Genomic DNA, 18,348 nt, shown 5'->3' on the forward strand with positions numbered 1-18,348 from the left:
ATGAGCCAGCTGCTCATCCTGGCGGCTGAGGGGGAGACCGAGAACCCCCTCGTCCCGCCGATCCCCGAGCTCGTCATCGGCCTCATCGCCTTCGTCATCGTCTTCGGCTTCCTTGCCTGGAAGCTCCTCCCGAACATCAACAAGGTTCTGGACGAGCGTCGGGAGCAGATCGAGGGCGGTATCGAGAAGGCCGAGGCCGCGCAGACCGAGGCCCAGAGCGTCCTTGAGCAGTACAAGGCCCAGCTCGCCGAGGCACGGCACGAAGCCGCGCGCCTGCGCCAGGAGGCGCAGGAGCAGGGTGCCGCGCTCATCGCCGAGATGCGGGCCGAGGGCCAGCGGCAGCGTGAGGAAATCATCACCGCCGGTCACTCCCAGATCGAGGCCGACCGCAAGGCCGCCGCGTCCGCGCTGCGCCAGGACGTCGGCAAGCTCGCCACCGAACTGGCCGGCAAGCTCGTCGGTGAGTCCCTCGAGGACCACGCCCGGCAGAGCCGCGTCATCGACCGCTTCCTCGACGAGCTCGAGGAGAAGGCCGAGGCCACGCGATGAACGGAGCGAGCCGCGAGGCCCTGGCAGCCGCACGTGAGCGTCTCGACGCGCTGACGGACAACACGTCCGTGGACGCGGCGCAGCTCGCCGACGAGCTGGCGGCCGTCACCGCGCTGCTCGACCGCGAGGTGTCGCTGCGTCGGGTCCTGACCGACCCGGCGCAGGCCGGCGAGGCCAAGGCCGACCTGGCCCAGCGCCTGCTCGGCGCCCAGATCAGCGGCCCCGCCGCCGACCTGGTGGCCGGCATGGTGCGCTCCCGCTGGTCGCAGTCGCGCGACCTGGTGGACGCGCTGGAGGAGCTGTCCGACACCGCCGACCTCACCGCCGCACAGCAGGCCGGCACGCTCGACGACGTCGAGGACGAGCTGTTCCGCTTCGGGCGGATCGTCTCCTCGAACACCGAGCTGCGCGCCGCGCTGACGGACCGGAAGGCCACCGTCTCGGCCAAGGGCGAGCTGCTGCGCAGCCTGCTCGGCGGCCGGGCCGACGCGGCCACCGGCCGGCTGGTGACGCGTCTGGTGACCGCGCCGCGTGGTCGTAGCCTGGAAGCGGGCCTGGACTCCCTGTCCAAGCTCGCCGCCGAGCGCCGGGACCGCATCGTGGCCGTCGTCACCTCGGCGGTTCCGCTGAGCGACACGCAGAAGCAGCGCCTGGGCGCCGCCCTGGCGAAGCTCTACGGCCGCACGATGCACCTCAACCTCGACGTGGACCCCGAGGTCCTCGGCGGGATCCGGGTGCAGGTCGGCGACGAGGTCATCAACGGCTCCATCGCGGACCGCATCGAGGACGCCGCCCGCCGCATGGCGAGCTAGCAGCACCGCAGCAACTTCATAGCCAGAACGTACTGATAACGGCCCTGGTTGGGCCGTGCAGAGGATTCACCTCTTTTTGGGGGGAGTCCCCCATCCCCCCAAGTGAAACTTCGGGCCCAACAAGGAGAGCAGGGAACCCAGATGGCGGAGCTCACGATCCGGCCGGAGGAGATCCGGGACGCACTGGAGACCTTCGTCCAGTCGTACAAGCCGGACGCGGCCTCGCGCGAGGAGGTCGGTACGGTCACCCTTGCCGGCGACGGCATCGCGAAGGTCGAGGGCCTCCCCTCGGCCATGGCCAACGAACTGCTGAAGTTCGAGGACGGCACCCTCGGCCTCGCCCTCAACCTCGAGGAGCGCGAGATCGGTGCCATCGTCCTCGGTGAGTTCAGCGGCATCGAGGAGGGTCAGCCGGTCACCCGTACCGGCGAGGTGCTCTCCGTGGCCGTCGGCGAGGGCTACCTCGGCCGCGTCGTCGACCCGCTCGGCAACCCGATCGACGGCCTCGGCGAGATCGAGACCGACGGCCGCCGCGCCCTCGAACTGCAGGCCCCCACGGTCATGCAGCGCAAGTCGGTGCACGAGCCGATGGAGACGGGCTACAAGGCCGTCGACGCGATGACCCCGATCGGCCGTGGCCAGCGTCAGCTGATCATCGGCGACCGCCAGACCGGCAAGACCGCGCTGGCCGTCGACACGATCATCAACCAGCGCGACAACTGGCGCACCGGCGACCCGAACAAGCAGGTCCGCTGCATCTACGTCGCCATCGGCCAGAAGGGCTCCACCATCGCGTCGGTCCGCCGCGCGCTGGAGGAGAACGGCGCGCTGGAGTACACGACCATCGTCGCGGCCCCGGCGTCCGACCCGGCCGGCTTCAAGTACCTCGCCCCGTACACCGGCTCGGCCATCGGCCAGAAGTGGATGTACGAGGGCAAGCACGTCCTGATCATCTTCGACGACCTGTCGAAGCAGGCCGACGCCTACCGTGCCGTCTCCCTGCTGCTGCGCCGCCCGCCGGGCCGCGAGGCCTACCCGGGTGACGTCTTCTACCTGCACTCCCGTCTCCTGGAGCGCTGCGCCAAGCTCTCCGACGACATGGGTGCCGGTTCGATGACCGGTCTGCCGATCGTCGAGACCAAGGCCAACGACGTCTCGGCGTTCATCCCGACCAACGTCATCTCCATCACCGACGGCCAGTGCTTCCTGGAGTCGGACCTGTTCAACGCCGGTCAGCGCCCCGCGCTGAACGTCGGTATCTCCGTCTCCCGAGTCGGTGGTTCCGCGCAGCACAAGGCGATGCGCCAGGTCTCCGGCCGTCTGCGCGTCGACCTCGCCCAGTTCCGTGAGCTGGAGGCGTTCGCCGCCTTCGGTTCCGACCTGGACGCCGCGTCGAAGGCGCAGCTGGAGCGCGGTTCGCGCATGGTCGAGCTGCTGAAGCAGGCCCAGTACCAGCCGATGGCCACCGAGGACCAGGTCGTCTCGATCTGGGCCGGCACCAACGGCAAGATGGACGAGGTCCCGGTCGCCGACATCCGCCGCTTCGAGAAGGAGCTGCTGGAGTACCTGCACCGCAAGGAGCAGGGCCTCATGACCTCCATCAAGGAGGGCGCGAAGATGTCGGACGACACCATCCAGGCGATCGACGACGCCGTCGCGGAGTTCAAGAAGCAGTTCGAGACCTCGGACGGCAAGCTGCTCGGCGAGGACGCGGCCGTCAGCGTCTCCAAGTGACGTAAGGAAGGGACCTGACTCATGGGAGCCCAGCTCCGGGTCTACAAGCGTCGCATCCGATCCGTCACCGCGACCAAGAAGATCACCAAGGCGATGGAGATGATCGCCGCCTCGCGCGTCGTCAAGGCGCAGCGCAAGGTGGCGGCCTCCACGCCCTACGCGACCGAGCTCACCCGCGCGGTCACGGCGGTCGGTACCGGCTCGAACACGAAGCACCCGCTGACCACGCAGGCCGACACGGTCGTGCGGTCCGCGGTGCTGCTCCTGACGAGCGACCGCGGTCTGGCCGGTGCCTTCAACTCCAACGCCATCAAGGCCGCGGAGCAGCTGACGGCACGCCTTCAGGCCGAGGGCAAGCAGGTCGACACATACATCGTCGGCCGGCGCGGTGTCGCCCACTACAACTTCCGTGAGCGCACGGTCGCGGAGTCGTGGACGGGCTTCACCGACGAGCCGACGTACGCGGACGCCAAGAAGGTCGCGGCGCCGCTGATCGAGGCCATCGAGAAGGACACGGCCGAGGGCGGCGTGGACGAGATCCACATCGTCTTCACCGAGTTCGTCTCGATGATGACGCAGACGGCGCTCGACGCCCGTCTGCTGCCGCTCAGCCTCGAAGAGGTGGCCGAGGAGTCCGCGCCGAAGGGCGAGATCCTCCCGCTGTACGACTTCGAGCCGTCGGCGGAGGACGTCCTCGACGCCCTGCTGCCCCGGTACGTCGAAAGCCGTATCTACAACGCGCTGCTTCAGTCGGCCGCTTCCAAGCACGCCGCCACGCGGCGCGCGATGAAGTCGGCCACCGACAACGCGGGCGAGCTCATCGAGACGCTCTCCCGTCTTGCCAATGCGGCCCGCCAGGCCGAAATCACCCAGGAAATCAGCGAGATCGTCGGTGGCGCCAGCGCCCTGGCCGACGCGACCGCGGGGAGTGACAACTAATGACCACCACTGCTCAGACGGCCACGGCGACGGGCCGCGTCGCGCGGGTCATCGGCCCGGTCGTCGACGTGGAGTTCCCCGTCGACGCGATGCCGGACATCTACAACGCGCTGCACGTCGAGGTCTCCGACCCGGCGAACGCGGGCGAGAAGAAGACGCTGACCCTGGAGGTCGCCCAGCACCTGGGTGACGGCCTGGTCCGCACCATCTCCATGCAGCCCACCGACGGTCTGGTCCGTCAGGCCGCGGTCACCGACACCGGCGACGGCATCACCGTCCCGGTCGGCGACTTCACCAAGGGCAAGGTGTTCAACACCCTCGGTGAGGTGCTGAACGTCGACGAGTCGTACGACGGCGAGCGCTGGTCCATCCACCGCAAGGCGCCGAACTTCGACGAGCTCGAGTCGAAGACCGAGATGTTCGAGACCGGCGTCAAGGTCATCGACCTGCTGACCCCGTACGTCAAGGGCGGCAAGATCGGTCTGTTCGGCGGCGCCGGCGTCGGCAAGACGGTGCTCATCCAGGAGATGATCTACCGCGTCGCCAACAACCACGACGGTGTCTCCGTGTTCGCCGGTGTCGGCGAGCGCACCCGTGAGGGCAACGACCTCATCGAGGAGATGTCGGACTCGGGCGTCATCGACAAGACCGCCCTCGTCTTCGGTCAGATGGACGAGCCCCCGGGCACCCGTCTGCGCGTCGCGCTGGCCGGCCTCACCATGGCCGAGTACTTCCGTGACGTCCAGAAGCAGGACGTGCTGTTCTTCATCGACAACATCTTCCGCTTCACGCAGGCCGGTTCCGAGGTGTCGACCCTGCTCGGCCGTATGCCCTCCGCGGTGGGCTACCAGCCGAACCTGGCCGACGAGATGGGTCTCCTCCAGGAGCGCATCACCTCGACCCGTGGTCACTCGATCACCTCGATGCAGGCGATCTACGTCCCCGCGGACGACCTGACCGACCCGGCCCCGGCCACCACCTTCGCCCACCTCGACGCGACGACGGTTCTCTCCCGTCCGATCTCCGAGAAGGGCATCTACCCGGCCGTGGACCCGCTGGACTCCACGTCCCGCATCCTGGACCCGCGCTACATCGCGCAGGAGCACTACGACGCCGCCATGCGCGTCAAGACGATCCTGCAGAAGTACAAGGACCTCCAGGACATCATCGCGATCCTCGGTATCGACGAGCTCGGCGAGGAGGACAAGCTCGTCGTCCACCGTGCCCGTCGCGTGGAGCGCTTCCTGTCCCAGAACACCCACGTCGCCAAGCAGTTCACCGGCGTGGACGGTTCGGACGTGCCGCTGGACGAGTCGATCGCCGCGTTCAACGCGATCTGCGACGGCGAGTACGACCACTTCCCGGAGCAGGCGTTCTTCATGTGCGGTGGTCTTGAGGACCTCAAGAACAACGCCAAGGAGCTGGGCGTCTCCTGACGCCGGGGCTCATGTGACATCGGAGGGGGCGGGGCTCGTCCCGCCCCCTCTGTCACGCCTACTAGACTTGTACCTAACACCCGGCAGGAAGAGCCGGGTGGTGACCCGAGGAGCCACCTTTGGCTGCTGAGCTGCACGTCGCGCTGGTCGCCGCCGACCGCCAGGTCTGGTCCGGCGAGGCCACCCTGGTCGTCGCGCGCACCACGTCCGGCGACATCGGCGTCATGCCCGGTCACCAGCCGCTGCTCGGTGTGCTGGAGTCGGGCCCGGTGACCATCCGTACGAGTGATGGTGGAACGGTCGTCGCCGCGGTGCACGGCGGTTTCATCTCGTTCGCGGACAACAAGCTGTCGCTGCTGGCCGAGATCGCCGAGCTGTCGGAGGAGATCGACGTCCAGCGCGCGGAGCGCGAGCTGGAGCGGGCGAAGGCGGAGGGCGATGCCGCCGCCGAGCGTCGCGCGGACGTACGACTTCGTGCGGCGGCCACGCGCTGAAGTCGCGCGGAGCTGTATGACGTCACTCAGCCGCGATCGGAACCGGAGCAATCCGGAGCCGGTCGCGGCTGAGGCAGATATGGATGTTTTTTCCGTTCCGTTACCTATTTTCGGTACCCAGGAGACGAGGAGGTCGGTGTCGATGGTCCTCGCTCTGACTGTGTGCGGAATCGTCGTGGCGCTTGTCGTGGTCGGACTCTTCGTCTTCGGACTGCGCCGCAGACTCATCCAGCGTTCCGGTGGCACCTTCGACTGTTCGCTGCGCTGGGACGTCGCGGAGCATCCCGACACCAGCGGCAAGGGCTGGAGCTACGGCGTCGCCCGCTACAGCGGCGACCGCATCGACTGGTACCGCGTCTTCTCCTACGCCTATCGCCCACGCCGTGTCCTGGAGCGCGCCTCGATCGAGGTGGCCGGGCGCCGGCTGCCCGAGGGTGAGGAGGAGCTGGCGCTGCTCTCCGACGCGGTGATCCTCACCTGTCTGCACCGGGGCACCCGGCTGGAGCTCGCGATGAGCGAAGACGCGCTGACCGGTTTCCTCGCGTGGCTGGAGGCAGCCCCGCCCGGTCAGCGCGTCAATGTCGCGTAGGTAGTGCTTACAGGTTGCTGCTGATGGCGTTCACCAGTTCACCGTTGCTGGTGTCGCCGCTGAACTCCCAGAAGAAGGCGCCGCCGAGTCCCTGGTTCTTGGCCCAGGTCATCTTGCCGGCGATGGTCGCGGGGGTGTCGTAGGACCACCAGTTGCTGCCGCAGTGGGCGTACGCCGTGCCGGCGATCGTGCCGGTGGCCGGGCAGGACGTCTTGAGGACCTTGTAGTCCTCGATGCCCTGCTCGTAGGTGCCGGCCGCGGGGCCGGTGGCGGTGCCGCCGGGGGCGTCCTGGGTGACGCCGGTCCAGCCGCGCCCGTAGAAGCCGATGCCGATGAGCAGCTTGCTCGCGGGGACGCCCTTCGCCTTGTACTTGGCCATCGCGTCGGCCGTGGTGAAGCCGGCCTGCGGGATGCCGCTGTAGGAGGTGAGCGGGGAGTGCGGGGCGGTCGGTCCCTGCGCGGCCCACGCGCCGAAGAAGTCGTACGTCATCACGTTGTACCAGTCGACGTACTGGGCGGCGCCCGCGTAGTCGGTGGCGTCGATCTTGCCGCCGGAGGAGCCGTCGGCCGTGGTGGCCGCGGTGACCAGGTAGTTCGCGCCGAACTTGGCACGCAGTGCCGACACCAGGTTCTTGAAGGCCGCCGCACCGGAGGTGTCACAGCTCAGGCCGCAGGCGTTCGGGTACTCCCAGTCGATGTCGATGCCGTCGAAGACATCGGCCCAGCGCGGGTCCTCGACCAGGTTGTAGCAGGACTGGGCGAAGGCGGCCGGGTTGGCCGCGGCCTGCCCGAACCCGCCGGACCAGGTCCAGCCGCCGAAGGACCACAGCACCTTGAGGTTCGGGTACTTGGCCTTCAGCTTGCGCAGCTGGTTGAAGTTGCCGCGCAGCGGCTGGTCCCAGGTGTCGGCGACACCGTCGACGGACTGGTCGGCGGTGAACGCCTTGTCGTAGTCGGCGTAGGAGTCGCCGATCGCGCACTGGCCGTTGGTGACGTTGCCGAAGGCGTAGTTGATGTGCGTGATCTTCGCGGCGGAGCCGGACGTCACCAGGTTCTTGACGTTGTAGTTGCGTCCGTAGATGCCCCACTCGGTGAAGTAGCCGAGCTTGACCTTGTTGCCGGTGGGCGGGGGAGTGGTGCCGCCGGTGGTGTGCACGGCGACCGAGCCGCTGACGGGGCCGGTCTGGTCGGCGGTGTCCCGGGCCTGGACGGTGTAGGAGTAGTCGGTGCCGGCGGTCAGGCCGGTGTCGGTGTAGGAGGTCGTCGTCACCGTGGCGACCTTGGTGCCGTCGCGCAGCACGTCGTAGTTCTTGACGCCCTTGTCGTCGGTGGCCGCGCTCCAGCTGAGCTGTACCGAGGTGTTGGTGATGTTGGAGGCGGTCGGGGTGCCGGGCGCGGAGGGCGCGGCGTCACCGGGGGTGGTGGTGCCGCCGTCACAACTGCCGCCGTTCAGCTTGCAGTTGGAGGGCGAGCCGCTGCCCGCTCCGTTGAAGCCGAAGGAGACGGTGGCGCCGGGGGCCAGGGAGCCGTTGTAGGACTTGTTCTTGGCGGTCCAGTGGGTGCCGGAGGACGTGACGTCGGCGTCCCAGGCGGAGGTGACGGACGTGCCGGAGGGAAAGTCCCACTCGACCGTCCAGGAACTGATGGCCGTCGTGCCGGTGTTCTTGACGGTCCACCGGCCCTCGAAGCCGGTGCCCCAGTCCGAGGCCTTGGTGTAGGTGGCGGTGGCGCTCGTCGCGGCCTGGGCCTGGGTCGCGAGGCCGACCAGTCCTGCCAGCGGGAGCACCAGGGTGGCCAGTCCGGCCGCCGCTCTGTGTCTGAAGCGCATCCTGCGCCTCCTCCTGTTGAGGTGCGGGGGTGGGGTGTCGTGGGCATGACTGAGCCTTCAGCCCACAGTGCGGCGAGAATAGAAAGGTCTGGACCATAGGTCAATAGGTCTGGACCACCTGTGACGGTGGCGGGAAACGCCGGGACGGTGACGGGCAACCGCCCGACCTAGATCCCCAACTCCTGGGCCAGCACCGCCGCTTGCACCCGGCTGCGCAGCTCGAGCTTCCCCAGCAACCGGCTGACGTGCGTCTTCACCGTCGCCTCCGCCATGTCCAGCCGCTCGGCGATCCCCGCGTTCGACAGCCCCTCTCCGAGACACGAGAGCACCTCCCGCTCCCGGCGCGTCAGCCCGTCCAGGACCGTCGTATCGCCCCGCGGCCGCCGTGCCGGACCGGCCGCGAACTCCGCGATCAGCCGGCGCGTCACCGCCGGCGCGACGACGCCGTCGCCGCGCGCGACCGTACGGACCGCGTCCAGCAGATCCCGCGCCTCGGTGTTCTTCAGCAGAAACCCGGCGGCACCGGCCCGCAGCGCACCGAAGACGTACTCGTCGAGATCGAAGGTGGTCAGCACCAGCACATCGGCCAGGCCCTCCGCCACGACCTCGCGGGTCGCCGACACCCCGTCCAGGCGCGGCATCTGAACATCCATCAGCACCACGTCCGGGCGCAGCTCACGCGCCAGCGCCACCGCCTCCTCCCCGTCCGCCGCCTCGCCGACCACCTCGATGTCGGGGGCGCTGCGCAGGATGAGCACCAGCCCGGAGCGCACGGCGGACTGGTCCTCGGCGACGAGGACACGGACGGGACGGGTCATGCGGGATCTCCTTCGGCCAGGGGCAGTTCGGCGTGTACGGTCCACAGCGCCCCGTCGGAACCGGCGGTGAACGTCCCGCCCAGCAGCGCGGCCCGCTCCCGCATCCCGACCAGACCGGCGCCGGAGCCCGGAGCACGCGGGCTGTCGTGGCCGCCGTCGGGACTCGTCACGGTGACGGCGAGGCGGTCGTCCCCGTGGGCCAGCGACACGGCGACCCGGCCGGGGGAGGCGTGCTTGAGGGCGTTGGTCAGGGACTCCTGCACGATGCGGTACGCGGCGAGCCCGACGGGCGCGGGCAGCCCGCCGTGATCGGTGTCGAGGACGACGTCGAGGCCGTTGGCGCGGGCGCCCTCCACCAGCGCGCCGAGCCCGTCGAGCGTCGGTGCCGCGGCCGGTTCCAGGTCGCCGCTGCTGTCGCGCAGGATGCCGATCAGCCGCCGCATCTCGGCCAGCCCCTCGACGCTGTTCTCCCGGACGACCGCGAGAGCCTCCCGGGACGTCGCCGCGTCGTCCAGGGAGAGCGCGGCCGTGGAGTGGATGGCGATCGCCGAGAGATGGCCCGCGACCAGGTCGTGCAACTCGCGGGCGACCCGGGCGCGTTCCGCGGTGACCGCCTGGGCGCGGTCCATCTCGGCCAGCAGCGCGGTCTGTTCGGCCCGCAGTCGGGCCGTCTCGGCGGCGTCGCGGTGGTTGCGCACGAGCGCGCCCGTGGCGGCGGGACCGAAGGAGACGATGCCCACGCCGAGGCCCACCAGCAGGGCCTGCGGTGTGCGCCACCAGATCAGGAAGGCGAGCGTCGCCCCGACCGTGACCAGTCCGGTGGTGACCGGGATCCGGCGGGCGGCGGCCGGGGTGCCGTACAGCACGGCCGCGTAGGCGAGGTCCGTGAACATCAGGATCGTCGCCGCGTTGCCCGGCGTGAACGCGTCCATCACGACGGCGCCCGTGCCGACCATCAGGGCCGTCTGGGGCCTGGTGCGGCGCAGCAGTTCGAGGCCCGCCATCACGGCCAGCGGCGGGAGCTGCCACACGGGGGCCAGCACGCCGGCGCCCGACGTGTACAGGCCGAGCGCCCACATCCCCACCCCGCCGAGCAGCCCGGCGACGGCGATGTACACATCGAAGCGGTTGGGGCGGGTCGGTGCTGCGGCCATGGTGCCATCCAACACGGCCCGCCCGGCCCGCGCCTGCACCCGCGGAAGGGTCCCCGACTGCATCTTTCGATGTACCGCCAGGTCCTCACCGGCGACGACGAAAGCCGCCCCCGGTCACGGAAATCTGGAGGGTGAGCGAAGGGAGCGAACCGTGATCGTCGGGTTGATCGTCGCGTGCGAGGTGGCGTTCTGGGTGCTGCTGGCGGCCGGACTGGCCTTCCGGTACGCCTTCCGGATGCCGCGCGTCGGCCTCGCCCTGCTGCTGTGCGAGCCGCTGCTGGAGGTCGTGCTGTTCGTGGTCACCGCCGTCGACCTGAAGAACGGCGCGCAGCCCGACTGGCGGCACGGTCTCGCCGCCGTCTACATCGGCTTCACCGTGGGCCTCGGCCACTCCACCATCCAGTGGGCCGACGCCCGTGTCGCCCACCGCTTCGCCGGCGGACCGCCGCCCGCGCGGCCCCCGAAGTACGGAACGGCCCGCGCCGTCCACGAATGGAAGGTCGCGGGCCGCTGGATCCTGGCCTCGGCGGTCGCCCTGGCGCTGCTCCAGTCCGCCGTCTGGTACGTCGGCGGCGACGGCGACACCGCGTCCCTGGTGGCCTGGCAGCAGCGGATGCTCGTCGTGATCGGCGTCAACGTCGTCATCGCCGCGAGCTACACGCTCTTCCCCAAGAGGCGTTAGCGCTCGCCCCCGGGCACCCACAGCACGTCGCCCGTCTCCTTGTTGGCCGTGCGGGCCAGGATGAACAGCAGGTCGGACAGGCGGTTGAGGTAGGTCGCGGTCAGCGGGTTCATCGCCTCGCCGTGCGCTTCCAGCGCCGCCCACGTCGAGCGCTCCGCCCGCCGTACGACCGTGCACGCCTGGTGCAGCAGGGCCGCGCCCGGCGTCCCCCCGGGGAGGATGAACGACCGCAGCTTCTCCAGCTCCGCGTTGAAGCGGTCGCAGTCGGCCTCCAACCGGTCGATGTAGAACTGCTCCACCCGCAGCGGCGGGAACTCCGGGTTCGCCACCACCGGCGTCGACAGGTCCGCGCCCACGTCGAACAGGTCGTTCTGGACCCGGGTGAGGACCTTCACCACGGCGTCGTCCAGTCCGCCCAGCGCGATCGCCGTGCCGATGACCGCGTTCGCCTCGTTGGCGTCGGCGTACGCAGCGATGCGCAGGTCCGTCTTCGGGACCCGGCTCATGTCGCCGAGGGCCGTCGTGCCCCGGTCGCCGGTCCTGGTGTAGATGCGGGTGAGATTGACCATGAGGCCAGCGTAATGACGGAGGGGACGCGCGGGGCACCCCGGGCGGGCCCGCGTGAACCCACGGCGGACAACCGCGCGGACACCCCGGACAAAGACGGTGTCTTGGGGCGAAAGCGTGAACTCGCCCCGCCTGTCCGGGTCTTCTCACAGCGCACGTGACGGGCGTCTCACCTCTTGAGACGTGAAACGCGTTACTAACCGCTCACACAGCGCCTCGCTCCCGCTAGTGTCCGGCCGAGAGGGAACGCGGACCCGGAGTGGGGGCACGCTGCGCCGGACGGCTGACGCCGGTGAGGGCGGACGCGTGAACGGGCATCGCTTCTCCAGGCACGGAAACCGCACACGGCACACCTGCCTCACCCCTGCGAGTGAATTCGGTATCGGTTCGCTCACAGACGGCAACCTTCGGCCGCTTCCCGCAGTCAGAGGTTGCAACAGCCGGACAACCACACCGCGGAGCACGAGACGCACGCCTTAGGGGAGCGCATATGCACATCAGGGGCGACCACGCCGAGCTGGTCGTCGGGGGCCGCCTCGATGTCCGCAGCGCGGCGGACGCCCGTACGGTCCTGCACACGGCCGTCGACGACGGAGACGGCGACCTGGTGCTCGACCTGTCCGAGCTCGACTCCTGGGACGCCACCGGACTCGGCGTGATCATGGGCGCGCACCGAAGGGCCGGCCGCTGCGGCCGACGCCTGGTGCTGCGCGGTGTGCCGCCGCAGATGCAGCGGCTGCTGGTGGCCACCCGGCTGCACCGCATCCTCGCGATCGAGGGCGGCCTCGCGGCGGAGTTCCTGCCCCGCGTGTGACCTCGGTCCTCGCCGTGGCGAAACGCGCGTCGCAGGCAATCCTCACCGGACTGTGACGTCTCGGACGGCGTGGCACCCCGGGCTGTCGGAGATACTGTGCGAAGGTTTACGGTTCGTCTGCCCGCCGCCCGCATCCCTCGAGCGGGCACCGGACCAGAAGCGACAGCGCAGTGTGCAGCAAGGCCGGGAGGGGCTACCGCCACACGACGCTTTTGGGGGGCTTGACCTATGGACCCGAACAACCAGGGGCCCGAGGAGTACGGCCACGAGGGCGACGGCCGCACGCCACGCCCGCGCCCCTCCAGGGACCCGCTGACACCCGACTTCGGCCAGCACGCGCCGACCGTCGCCCGCACGGCCCGGATCGTCGCCGGCGAGTACCTGCTCACCGTCAACCCCGTCGACGGCAGTGAGATAGAACTCTGCCCGCCCGGGGAGCGGCCCGGACGGCCCGCCCGCCGCACCGCCGAACAGCGCGTCGAGACCGACCGCGCCGCCCGGCCGCCCGTCCCCGCCGGACCCGCCCAGCCCGTGATGCCGCTGCTCAGCCGCCAGGACGAACGCGAACAGCTCGTCCGGATGCTCGCCCGCGGCCGCTCCGTACGCCTCATCGGCCCCGCCGGCTCCGGCCGCACCCGGCTGCTCGACCTCGTCGCCGAGGACTGCGCCGACCTCGCCCCCGACGGCGTGGTCCGCCTCTCCGGTCACGGCCGCACCCCCGCCGAACTGCTGCACGACCTCTTCCACGCCGTCCACGACGCCGACGGGCACCGCCCGGAACACGCCGAACTCCTCGACCTCGTCCGCGAGATCGGCGCCATCGTCGTGATCGACGACCTCGAAGCCGGCGGCGCCGCCCTCGACGAACTGCTGGACGCCACCCCCGAGTGCGCCTTCCTCCTCGGCGCCACCCCGGACACCCCCGCGCCCTCCGCCGAGTCCGGCATCGAGGACGTCGCCCTCAGCGGCCTGGACCGGGCCGGCGGCGTCGACCTCATCGAGCGCGCCGTCGGCCGCGTCCTCACCGAGGAGGAGTCCAACTGGGTCGGCGACCTCTGGTTCGAGTCCGAGGGCCTGCCCCTGCGCTTCATCCAGGCCGGCGCCCTGCTGCGCCAGCGCGACCAACTGCGCGAGCGGGCCGGCGCGGTCGACGAGTACGGCGTCTTCGAGGACGCGCGCCCGCTCACCGCGCCCGCCGACAGCGTGCCGGGCGAGGGCGAGGAGATACCCCTGCCCTCCCTCGGCGAGGCCGCCGCGCCCGCCCCGCTGCTCGCCTCCCGGCTCAGCGCCTCCGCCCGCGCCACCCTCCGCTTCGCCGTCGCCCTCGGCGGCGAGGTCCCGCACCAGGCGCATCTGCCCGCGCTCGTCGGCGACACCCACGCCGACGCCGCCCTCGGCGAACTCGCCGCCTGCGGACTGGTCTCCCCGGTCGGCTCCCGCTACCGGCTCGCCGCCGGCGTCCGCGCCCAGCTGGAGGCCGCCGGATACGCCGACGGCGCCGACGCCCTCCTGGACACCGCCGCCCAGCACTACGCCTGGTGGGCCGGACACCCCTCGGTCACCCCCGACCGGGTCCGCGCGGAGGCCGACGCCCTGCTCGCCGCGCTCACCGCCCTCGCCCCGAGCGCCACCGCGCCCGCCGAGGGCGAGGAGAGCGCACCCGTCCGGCTGGCCCGCACCGCCGCCCCCGCCTTCGCCGCGGGGCTCGACTGGACCGCCTGGGAGCGGACCCTGCGGGCCGGCGCCGAGGCCGCCCGCCTCACCGGCGACATCGCCGAACAGGCCTACTTCCACCACGAACTCGGCGTCCTTGCCCTGTGCGAGGGACAGCTCGACCGGGCCCGCGCCGAGCTGGAGTCCTCCATCGGACTGCGCGGCACCCTCGCCGACAAGCGGGGCACCGTCGTCGGGCGCCGCGCCCTCGCCCTGGTGGGCGACCGCTCGGGCGATGTGCCCGGGATCGCTGCGACGGCCGGCGAGGAGGTGCCCGACGCCCGCCACGAGGAGTCGGCGTCGCCGCCCCGCGGAGTGCCGGCGTTCCCGCCGCCCACGGCCGAGACCCTGGTCGTCACCCGGCGGCCCGCTCCCGAACCCGTTCCGGCGGCCCATCGCCGGGGCGGCCTGAAGGGCCTGGCCAAGCGCAACCTGGTGGCGGCCGGCGCCGGAGCGCTCCTCGTCGCCGTGCTGGGCACGGTCGTCACGCTGGGCGCCACGTCCGACAACGACGCCAACGACCCCTCCGACAAGGTCGGCACCAACCCCTCCGTCAGCACCGGCATCGGCGACGGCGGCCTGGACGCGGACACCCCCGGCGACGACTCCGGCAACGGGGACACCGGCAAGGCGACCAGCCGGCCGACGGACCCGGGGCCGGACGGGACGATGGGGACGTCGGACGATCCGACCCCCACGTCGGAGCCGTCGTCCGGGACCGGCAGCACGCGGGGGACGGGCGGCTCGTCGCCGTCGCCGTCCAGGACTCCGTCGTCGGGCACGAGCCACAGTCCGTCCGCGACGCCGTCCCGCTCCCCGTCCGGCTCGTCCAGCGCCTCTCCGTCGGCCTCGTCGACCGGCTCCACCTCGCCGACTCCGTCCGCGTCCCAGAGCACCGGCACCCCCGCGACCGCCGGCAGCTCGCTGTCCTCGGCCCCGGTGACCACGAGCAGCAGCGCGAGCAGCCCCGGCGGCGCGCAGTCGGCCGCCTCCTCGGAGACGGTGATCTGACGCACCCCGTGCGACACGAAGGGCCGGGTTCCTCCCAGGAACCCGGCCCTCACCGTCGTAGCGGACGGGGGTGCGTCAGAACAGCCGCAGCTTGTCGTCCTCGATGCCGCGCAGGGCGTCGTAGTCCAGGACCTGGCAGCCGATGCCGCGGTCCGTGGCGAGGACGCGGGCCTGGGGCTTGATCTCCTGTGCCGCGAAGATGCCGCGGACCGGGGCGAGATGGGGGTCGCGGTTGAGCAGTTCGAGATAGCGGGTCAGCTGCTCGACGCCGTCGATCTCGCCGCGCCGCTTGATCTCGACGGCCACCGTGCGGCCCTCGCCGTCCCGGCAGAGGATGTCGACCGGGCCGATGGCGGTCATGTACTCGCGGCGGATGAGGGTGTAGCCCTCGCCGAGGGTCTCGATGCGGTCGGCGAGCAGTTCCTGGAGGTGCGCTTCCACGCCGTCCTTGATCAGGCCCGGGTCGACGCCGAGTTCGTGCGAGGAGTCGTGGAGGACTTCCTCCATCGTGATGATGAGCTTCTCGCCCGCCTTGTTGACGACGGTCCAGACGCCCTCCTCCTCGCCCGTGCCCTCCTTCAGCGTGCAGGGCGGCGACATCCAGTTCAGGGGCTTGTAGGCCCGGTCGTCCGCGTGGATCGAGACGCTGCCGTCCGCCTTCACCAGGATGAGACGGGGGGCGGCGGGGAGGTGGGCGGTGAGCCGGCCGGCGTAGTCGACGGAGCACCGGGCGATGACGAGACGCATGGTCGGCAACGCTACTCGACACCCACCGGTGCACGCGATTCGCCCGCCGGTCCCCCCGCCACCACCCTCGACCGAGGCCCCTCGGGCCCCACCCGTTTCTCCCGGAAACCAGGGCTTCGCCGCGTGGCTGATTGTGATCCCACCGGGAATTCCCTTTGTGCGCATTCTCCTGGTGCCGTCACCGTCGGTTGCCTACCGTAGTGAACGGGAGGTCGCGATGCGTGTACGCAGCGTGTCCGGTATTTCGGCATGGCGAACTCCCCATCCCTGTCCGGCAACCCCTGCTCTTCTGGGGTGCGAGAGGAGAACCCATGTCGCTCGACGTCTCACCGGCCCTACTCGAACAGGCCGAGCGAGGCGAGGTCGACGAAGCTGACTTCGTCGACTGCGTCCGGACCTCCCTGCCCTACGCATGGGAGATGATCAGCTCCCTGGTGGCCCAGCTGAAGGTCGACGGCGGTGCCTTCGCCGACAACCAGACGCCCCCGCCGGACGAGCAGGCACGCGGTCAGCTGCTGCGTGCGCTCGCGAGTGACGCCATACGCGGCGCCCTGCAGCGGCACTTCGGTGTGCGGCTGGCCTTCCAGAACTGCCACCGGGTGGCGGTGTTCCCGCTGGACCCGTCGGTGGACGACACCCTCGCCCGCTTCACCTCGGTGCGCAGCCAGCTGCTGAACCAGTCCCCGGAGCTCCGGGACTGCTGACGCGGTCAGTCTCTGGCTTGCCGCTCCCTACGCGGGAGGTGCATCAGTACGGGAGCGGCAAGCGCCCTGCGCGATACGGCGGTCCAGTGCGGTCAGCGGAGGTGGGGGAGCACCTCCGTGCCCAGCCGCCGTACGTTCTCCTCCGTCGCCGCGAGATCGCCGGAGCCCTCGACGAGCAGGGCGAACCGGGAGATACCGGTTCGCTCGCTGGTCGCCGCGAGCCGGTCGGCGCACAGCCTCGGGGTGCCCACCGGGTGCAGCCCGCAGAGCAGTTCGGTGTACGCGACCGGGTCGCGCATCTGCCGCATCCGGCCGTCCACGGTGACATGCGCGTCGAGTCCCTGGCGCAGCCAGCCCGGCATCGCCTTCACCAGGGTCTCCACCGCGTCCGTGCGCCGGTCCGCGATCTGGCAGACGCCCGCCGAGACATGAGCCGCCGAGCGGATCTCGTCCTCGGACCGTCTGGCCGCGCGCGCGTGGCGCCGCCACAGGGCGATCATCTCGGCCTTTTCCTCGTCGCCCACATGCATCCCGAGCAGCATCGGCAGCCCGCGCTCGGCGGCCAGCCGCACGCTCTTCGGGGAGGTGCACGCGAGGACCACCTCCGGCCCGGCCACGTCCGTCAGCGCCTCCGACGGCCGGGGTACGACGGGGACTTCGCGGAAGCGGAACCGGTCGCCGTCCGCCCCCACCGAGGGTTCACGCAGCCAGCGCAGCAGCAGATCGAGTGATTCCGGGAACTCCTGTTCGTACGCCGCGAGTCCGGCGCCGAACACCTCCAGATCGACCCACGGTCCGCCCCGGCCCACACCGAGCGAGAAGCGGCCGCCGCTCGTCAGATGCAGCAACGCGGCCTGCTCGCCCAGGGCGACGGGATGGGCGGTGGGCAGCACGCTGACCGCCGTGCCGACCCGGATGCGGCGGGTGCGGCCCAGCAGTAAAGCGGCGAGGGTGACGGCGGACGGGCACGTGCCGTAGGGCACGAAGTGGTGCTCGGCCAGCCAGACCGACTCCAGCCCCGCCTCCTCGGCGACCTCGGCCGAGCGGACCGCGCGGTGCAGCGCCTCCCCCTGGCCCTGACCCGGGAACTGGGCCGCCAACACGAAACTTCCTACGCGCATGGCACTTTCCTGCTTCCTTGGCTCCGACGCGGAGCTCCCCCACCCGGCATAACCGTCCGACACGTGCCGAGGACACGGCCTGGCGGAGAGATTTGCGGATTGTCTGGAGAATGGGTCGCCGGGGGCGGGGACTTGTGGGGGTTGGTTCCCTACGCGTACCCCCTCGCACGCCGCGTAGGCTGGACGCGGTCCCTGCTTCCTGTATAGCCCCGTGAGGTGTTCTGTGTCCCCGCGTCGCAACCGACCCAAGGGAACCGGTGCGTCGGGCCCGGCCGGCCAGAGCGCCGAGGACGAGCGGTCCGGCCGCTACGGCGGCTTCCAGTCCTCGGTCAGCTGGCAGGGCGAGGAGTGGAACGTACGGCATGTGGCGGGGGCGAGCGCCCAGGGCAAGACGTACCGCTGCCCGGGCTGCGACCAGATGATCCCGGACGGCGTCCCGCACGTCGTCGCGTGGCCGGACCACTCGGGGGTCGACGACCGCCGGCACTGGCACAAGGCGTGCTGGAACGCGCGGGACCGGGGGAACCCCGGGGGGGGGGGGGGCCCGAGAACGGCGAAAGTCCGAGGGAAAAGGAAATCCGAAACCCCCCCTCCCCCCCAAGAAAAAAGAAAAGGAGAAAAAAACAGCAAACAACC

The 18,348-nt window shown here is 70.8% G+C and carries 18 protein-coding genes; 12 read left to right on the plus strand and 6 right to left on the minus strand.

Annotated features, from left to right (window positions below; all coding sequences use genetic code 11):
- From ACZ5NW_RS17940 to ACZ5NW_RS17970, 7 genes are all read left to right on the plus strand, one after another.
- A complete protein-coding gene (locus tag ACZ5NW_RS17940; RefSeq protein ID WP_468744786.1) occupies positions 1-549 on the plus strand; it encodes a F0F1 ATP synthase subunit B in 549 nt (182 codons plus the stop codon).
- Positions 546-1,361 carry a F0F1 ATP synthase subunit delta gene (locus tag ACZ5NW_RS17945; RefSeq protein WP_468744787.1) on the plus strand — a complete coding sequence of 272 codons (816 nt, stop codon included), beginning with the start codon at positions 546-548 and terminating at the stop codon, positions 1,359-1,361. The genes ACZ5NW_RS17940 and ACZ5NW_RS17945 overlap by 4 nt, the downstream gene beginning before the upstream one ends.
- 141 nt (positions 1,362-1,502) lie before the next feature.
- The gene (atpA, locus tag ACZ5NW_RS17950; RefSeq protein WP_468744788.1) at positions 1,503-3,095 is read left to right on the plus strand and encodes a F0F1 ATP synthase subunit alpha; all 1,593 of its coding nucleotides are present in this window, start codon (positions 1,503-1,505) and stop codon (positions 3,093-3,095) included.
- Between the two features lie 21 nt (positions 3,096-3,116).
- A complete protein-coding gene (locus tag ACZ5NW_RS17955; RefSeq protein WP_468744789.1) occupies positions 3,117-4,034 on the plus strand; it encodes a F0F1 ATP synthase subunit gamma in 918 nt (305 codons plus the stop codon).
- Complete coding sequence (gene atpD / locus ACZ5NW_RS17960; protein WP_468744790.1) at positions 4,034-5,470, plus strand: F0F1 ATP synthase subunit beta; 1,437 nt, start codon at positions 4,034-4,036, stop codon at positions 5,468-5,470. Before ACZ5NW_RS17955 ends, atpD begins: the two co-directional genes overlap by 1 nt.
- Before the next feature lie 119 nt (positions 5,471-5,589).
- Complete coding sequence (locus ACZ5NW_RS17965) at positions 5,590-5,964, plus strand: F0F1 ATP synthase subunit epsilon (protein ID WP_468744791.1); 375 nt, start codon at positions 5,590-5,592, stop codon at positions 5,962-5,964.
- 142 nt (positions 5,965-6,106) lie between these two features.
- Complete coding sequence (locus ACZ5NW_RS17970; protein ID WP_468744792.1) at positions 6,107-6,553, plus strand: DUF2550 domain-containing protein; 447 nt, start codon at positions 6,107-6,109, stop codon at positions 6,551-6,553.
- Positions 6,554-6,560: 7 nt separating this feature from the next.
- On the opposite strand, the gene ACZ5NW_RS17975 is transcribed toward ACZ5NW_RS17970, so the two are convergent.
- From ACZ5NW_RS17975 to ACZ5NW_RS17985, 3 genes are all read right to left on the minus strand, one after another.
- Positions 6,561-8,381 (minus strand): glycosyl hydrolase family 18 protein, encoded by a 1,821-nt coding sequence (locus ACZ5NW_RS17975; RefSeq protein WP_468744793.1) that lies wholly within the window; start codon positions 8,379-8,381, stop codon positions 6,561-6,563.
- A 167-nt stretch (positions 8,382-8,548) separates the two neighbouring features.
- Positions 8,549-9,199 carry a response regulator gene (locus ACZ5NW_RS17980; RefSeq protein WP_468744794.1) on the minus strand — a complete coding sequence of 217 codons (651 nt, stop codon included), beginning with the start codon at positions 9,197-9,199 and terminating at the stop codon, positions 8,549-8,551.
- Positions 9,196-10,353, minus strand: a complete 1,158-nt coding sequence (locus tag ACZ5NW_RS17985) for a sensor histidine kinase (RefSeq protein WP_468744795.1) — start codon at positions 10,351-10,353, stop codon at positions 9,196-9,198. The genes ACZ5NW_RS17980 and ACZ5NW_RS17985 overlap by 4 nt, the downstream gene beginning before the upstream one ends.
- Positions 10,354-10,504: 151 nt before the next feature.
- Here ACZ5NW_RS17985 and ACZ5NW_RS17990 point away from each other — a divergent pair, with 151 nt between their 5' ends.
- The gene (locus ACZ5NW_RS17990) at positions 10,505-11,035 is read left to right on the plus strand and encodes a hypothetical protein (protein WP_468744796.1); all 531 of its coding nucleotides are present in this window, start codon (positions 10,505-10,507) and stop codon (positions 11,033-11,035) included.
- Here the strand turns inward: ACZ5NW_RS17990 and ACZ5NW_RS17995 are convergent.
- Positions 11,032-11,604, minus strand: a complete 573-nt coding sequence (locus tag ACZ5NW_RS17995; protein ID WP_468744797.1) for a cob(I)yrinic acid a,c-diamide adenosyltransferase — start codon at positions 11,602-11,604, stop codon at positions 11,032-11,034. The genes ACZ5NW_RS17990 and ACZ5NW_RS17995 overlap by 4 nt on opposite strands.
- A 488-nt stretch (positions 11,605-12,092) precedes the next feature.
- Between ACZ5NW_RS17995 and ACZ5NW_RS18000 the strand changes: the two genes are divergently transcribed.
- On the plus strand, positions 12,093-12,416 hold the full coding sequence (locus ACZ5NW_RS18000; protein ID WP_468744798.1) for an STAS domain-containing protein: 324 nt from the start codon (positions 12,093-12,095) through the stop codon (positions 12,414-12,416).
- A gap of 228 nt (positions 12,417-12,644) precedes the next feature.
- Positions 12,645-15,140, plus strand: a complete 2,496-nt coding sequence (locus ACZ5NW_RS18005; RefSeq protein WP_468744799.1) for an ATP-binding protein — start codon at positions 12,645-12,647, stop codon at positions 15,138-15,140.
- Positions 15,141-15,215: 75 nt separating this feature from the next.
- Here ACZ5NW_RS18005 and nucS read toward each other — a convergent pair whose 3' ends face one another.
- Positions 15,216-15,887 carry an endonuclease NucS gene (nucS, locus tag ACZ5NW_RS18010; protein ID WP_468744800.1) on the minus strand — a complete coding sequence of 224 codons (672 nt, stop codon included), beginning with the start codon at positions 15,885-15,887 and terminating at the stop codon, positions 15,216-15,218.
- Positions 15,888-16,198: 311 nt separating this feature from the next.
- Here nucS and ACZ5NW_RS18015 point away from each other — a divergent pair, with 311 nt between their 5' ends.
- Positions 16,199-16,591, plus strand: coding sequence for an SCO5389 family protein (locus ACZ5NW_RS18015; RefSeq protein WP_468744801.1), 393 nt, complete (start codon positions 16,199-16,201; stop codon positions 16,589-16,591).
- A gap of 92 nt (positions 16,592-16,683) precedes the next feature.
- Here the strand turns inward: ACZ5NW_RS18015 and ACZ5NW_RS18020 are convergent, their stop codons facing one another.
- A complete protein-coding gene (locus ACZ5NW_RS18020; protein WP_468744802.1) occupies positions 16,684-17,712 on the minus strand; it encodes an LLM class flavin-dependent oxidoreductase in 1,029 nt (342 codons plus the stop codon).
- 223 nt (positions 17,713-17,935) lie between these two features.
- Between ACZ5NW_RS18020 and ACZ5NW_RS18025 the strand changes: the two genes are divergently transcribed.
- Positions 17,936-18,348: hypothetical protein (locus ACZ5NW_RS18025; protein WP_468745099.1), on the plus strand; the 413-nt coding region annotated here is incomplete at its 3' end.

This window comes from Streptomyces sp. NPDC032126 (genome assembly GCF_055580085.1).

What these genes read in the sequence shown, in the direction of transcription:
- ACZ5NW_RS18005 (WP_468744799.1), top strand. Translation starts at nt 12,645, where the DNA reads ATGGACCCGAACAACCAGGGGCCCGAGGAGTACGGCCACGAGGGCGAC.
- ACZ5NW_RS17975 (WP_468744793.1), bottom strand. Translation starts at nt 8,381, where the DNA reads ATGCGCTTCAGACACAGAGCGGCGGCCGGACTGGCCACCCTGGTGCTC.
- atpD (WP_468744790.1), top strand. Translation starts at nt 4,034, where the DNA reads ATGACCACCACTGCTCAGACGGCCACGGCGACGGGCCGCGTCGCGCGG.
- ACZ5NW_RS17940 (WP_468744786.1), top strand. Translation starts at nt 1, where the DNA reads ATGAGCCAGCTGCTCATCCTGGCGGCTGAGGGGGAGACCGAGAACCCC.
- ACZ5NW_RS17945 (WP_468744787.1), top strand. Translation starts at nt 546, where the DNA reads ATGAACGGAGCGAGCCGCGAGGCCCTGGCAGCCGCACGTGAGCGTCTC.
- ACZ5NW_RS17970 (WP_468744792.1), top strand. Translation starts at nt 6,107, where the DNA reads ATGGTCCTCGCTCTGACTGTGTGCGGAATCGTCGTGGCGCTTGTCGTG.
- ACZ5NW_RS17955 (WP_468744789.1), top strand. Translation starts at nt 3,117, where the DNA reads ATGGGAGCCCAGCTCCGGGTCTACAAGCGTCGCATCCGATCCGTCACC.
- atpA (WP_468744788.1), top strand. Translation starts at nt 1,503, where the DNA reads ATGGCGGAGCTCACGATCCGGCCGGAGGAGATCCGGGACGCACTGGAG.
- ACZ5NW_RS17985 (WP_468744795.1), bottom strand. Translation starts at nt 10,353, where the DNA reads ATGGCCGCAGCACCGACCCGCCCCAACCGCTTCGATGTGTACATCGCC.
- ACZ5NW_RS18015 (WP_468744801.1), top strand. Translation starts at nt 16,199, where the DNA reads ATGTCGCTCGACGTCTCACCGGCCCTACTCGAACAGGCCGAGCGAGGC.
- ACZ5NW_RS17995 (WP_468744797.1), bottom strand. Translation starts at nt 11,604, where the DNA reads ATGGTCAATCTCACCCGCATCTACACCAGGACCGGCGACCGGGGCACG.
- nucS (WP_468744800.1), bottom strand. Translation starts at nt 15,887, where the DNA reads ATGCGTCTCGTCATCGCCCGGTGCTCCGTCGACTACGCCGGCCGGCTC.
- ACZ5NW_RS17980 (WP_468744794.1), bottom strand. Translation starts at nt 9,199, where the DNA reads ATGACCCGTCCCGTCCGTGTCCTCGTCGCCGAGGACCAGTCCGCCGTG.
- ACZ5NW_RS18000 (WP_468744798.1), top strand. Translation starts at nt 12,093, where the DNA reads ATGCACATCAGGGGCGACCACGCCGAGCTGGTCGTCGGGGGCCGCCTC.
- ACZ5NW_RS18020 (WP_468744802.1), bottom strand. Translation starts at nt 17,712, where the DNA reads ATGCGCGTAGGAAGTTTCGTGTTGGCGGCCCAGTTCCCGGGTCAGGGC.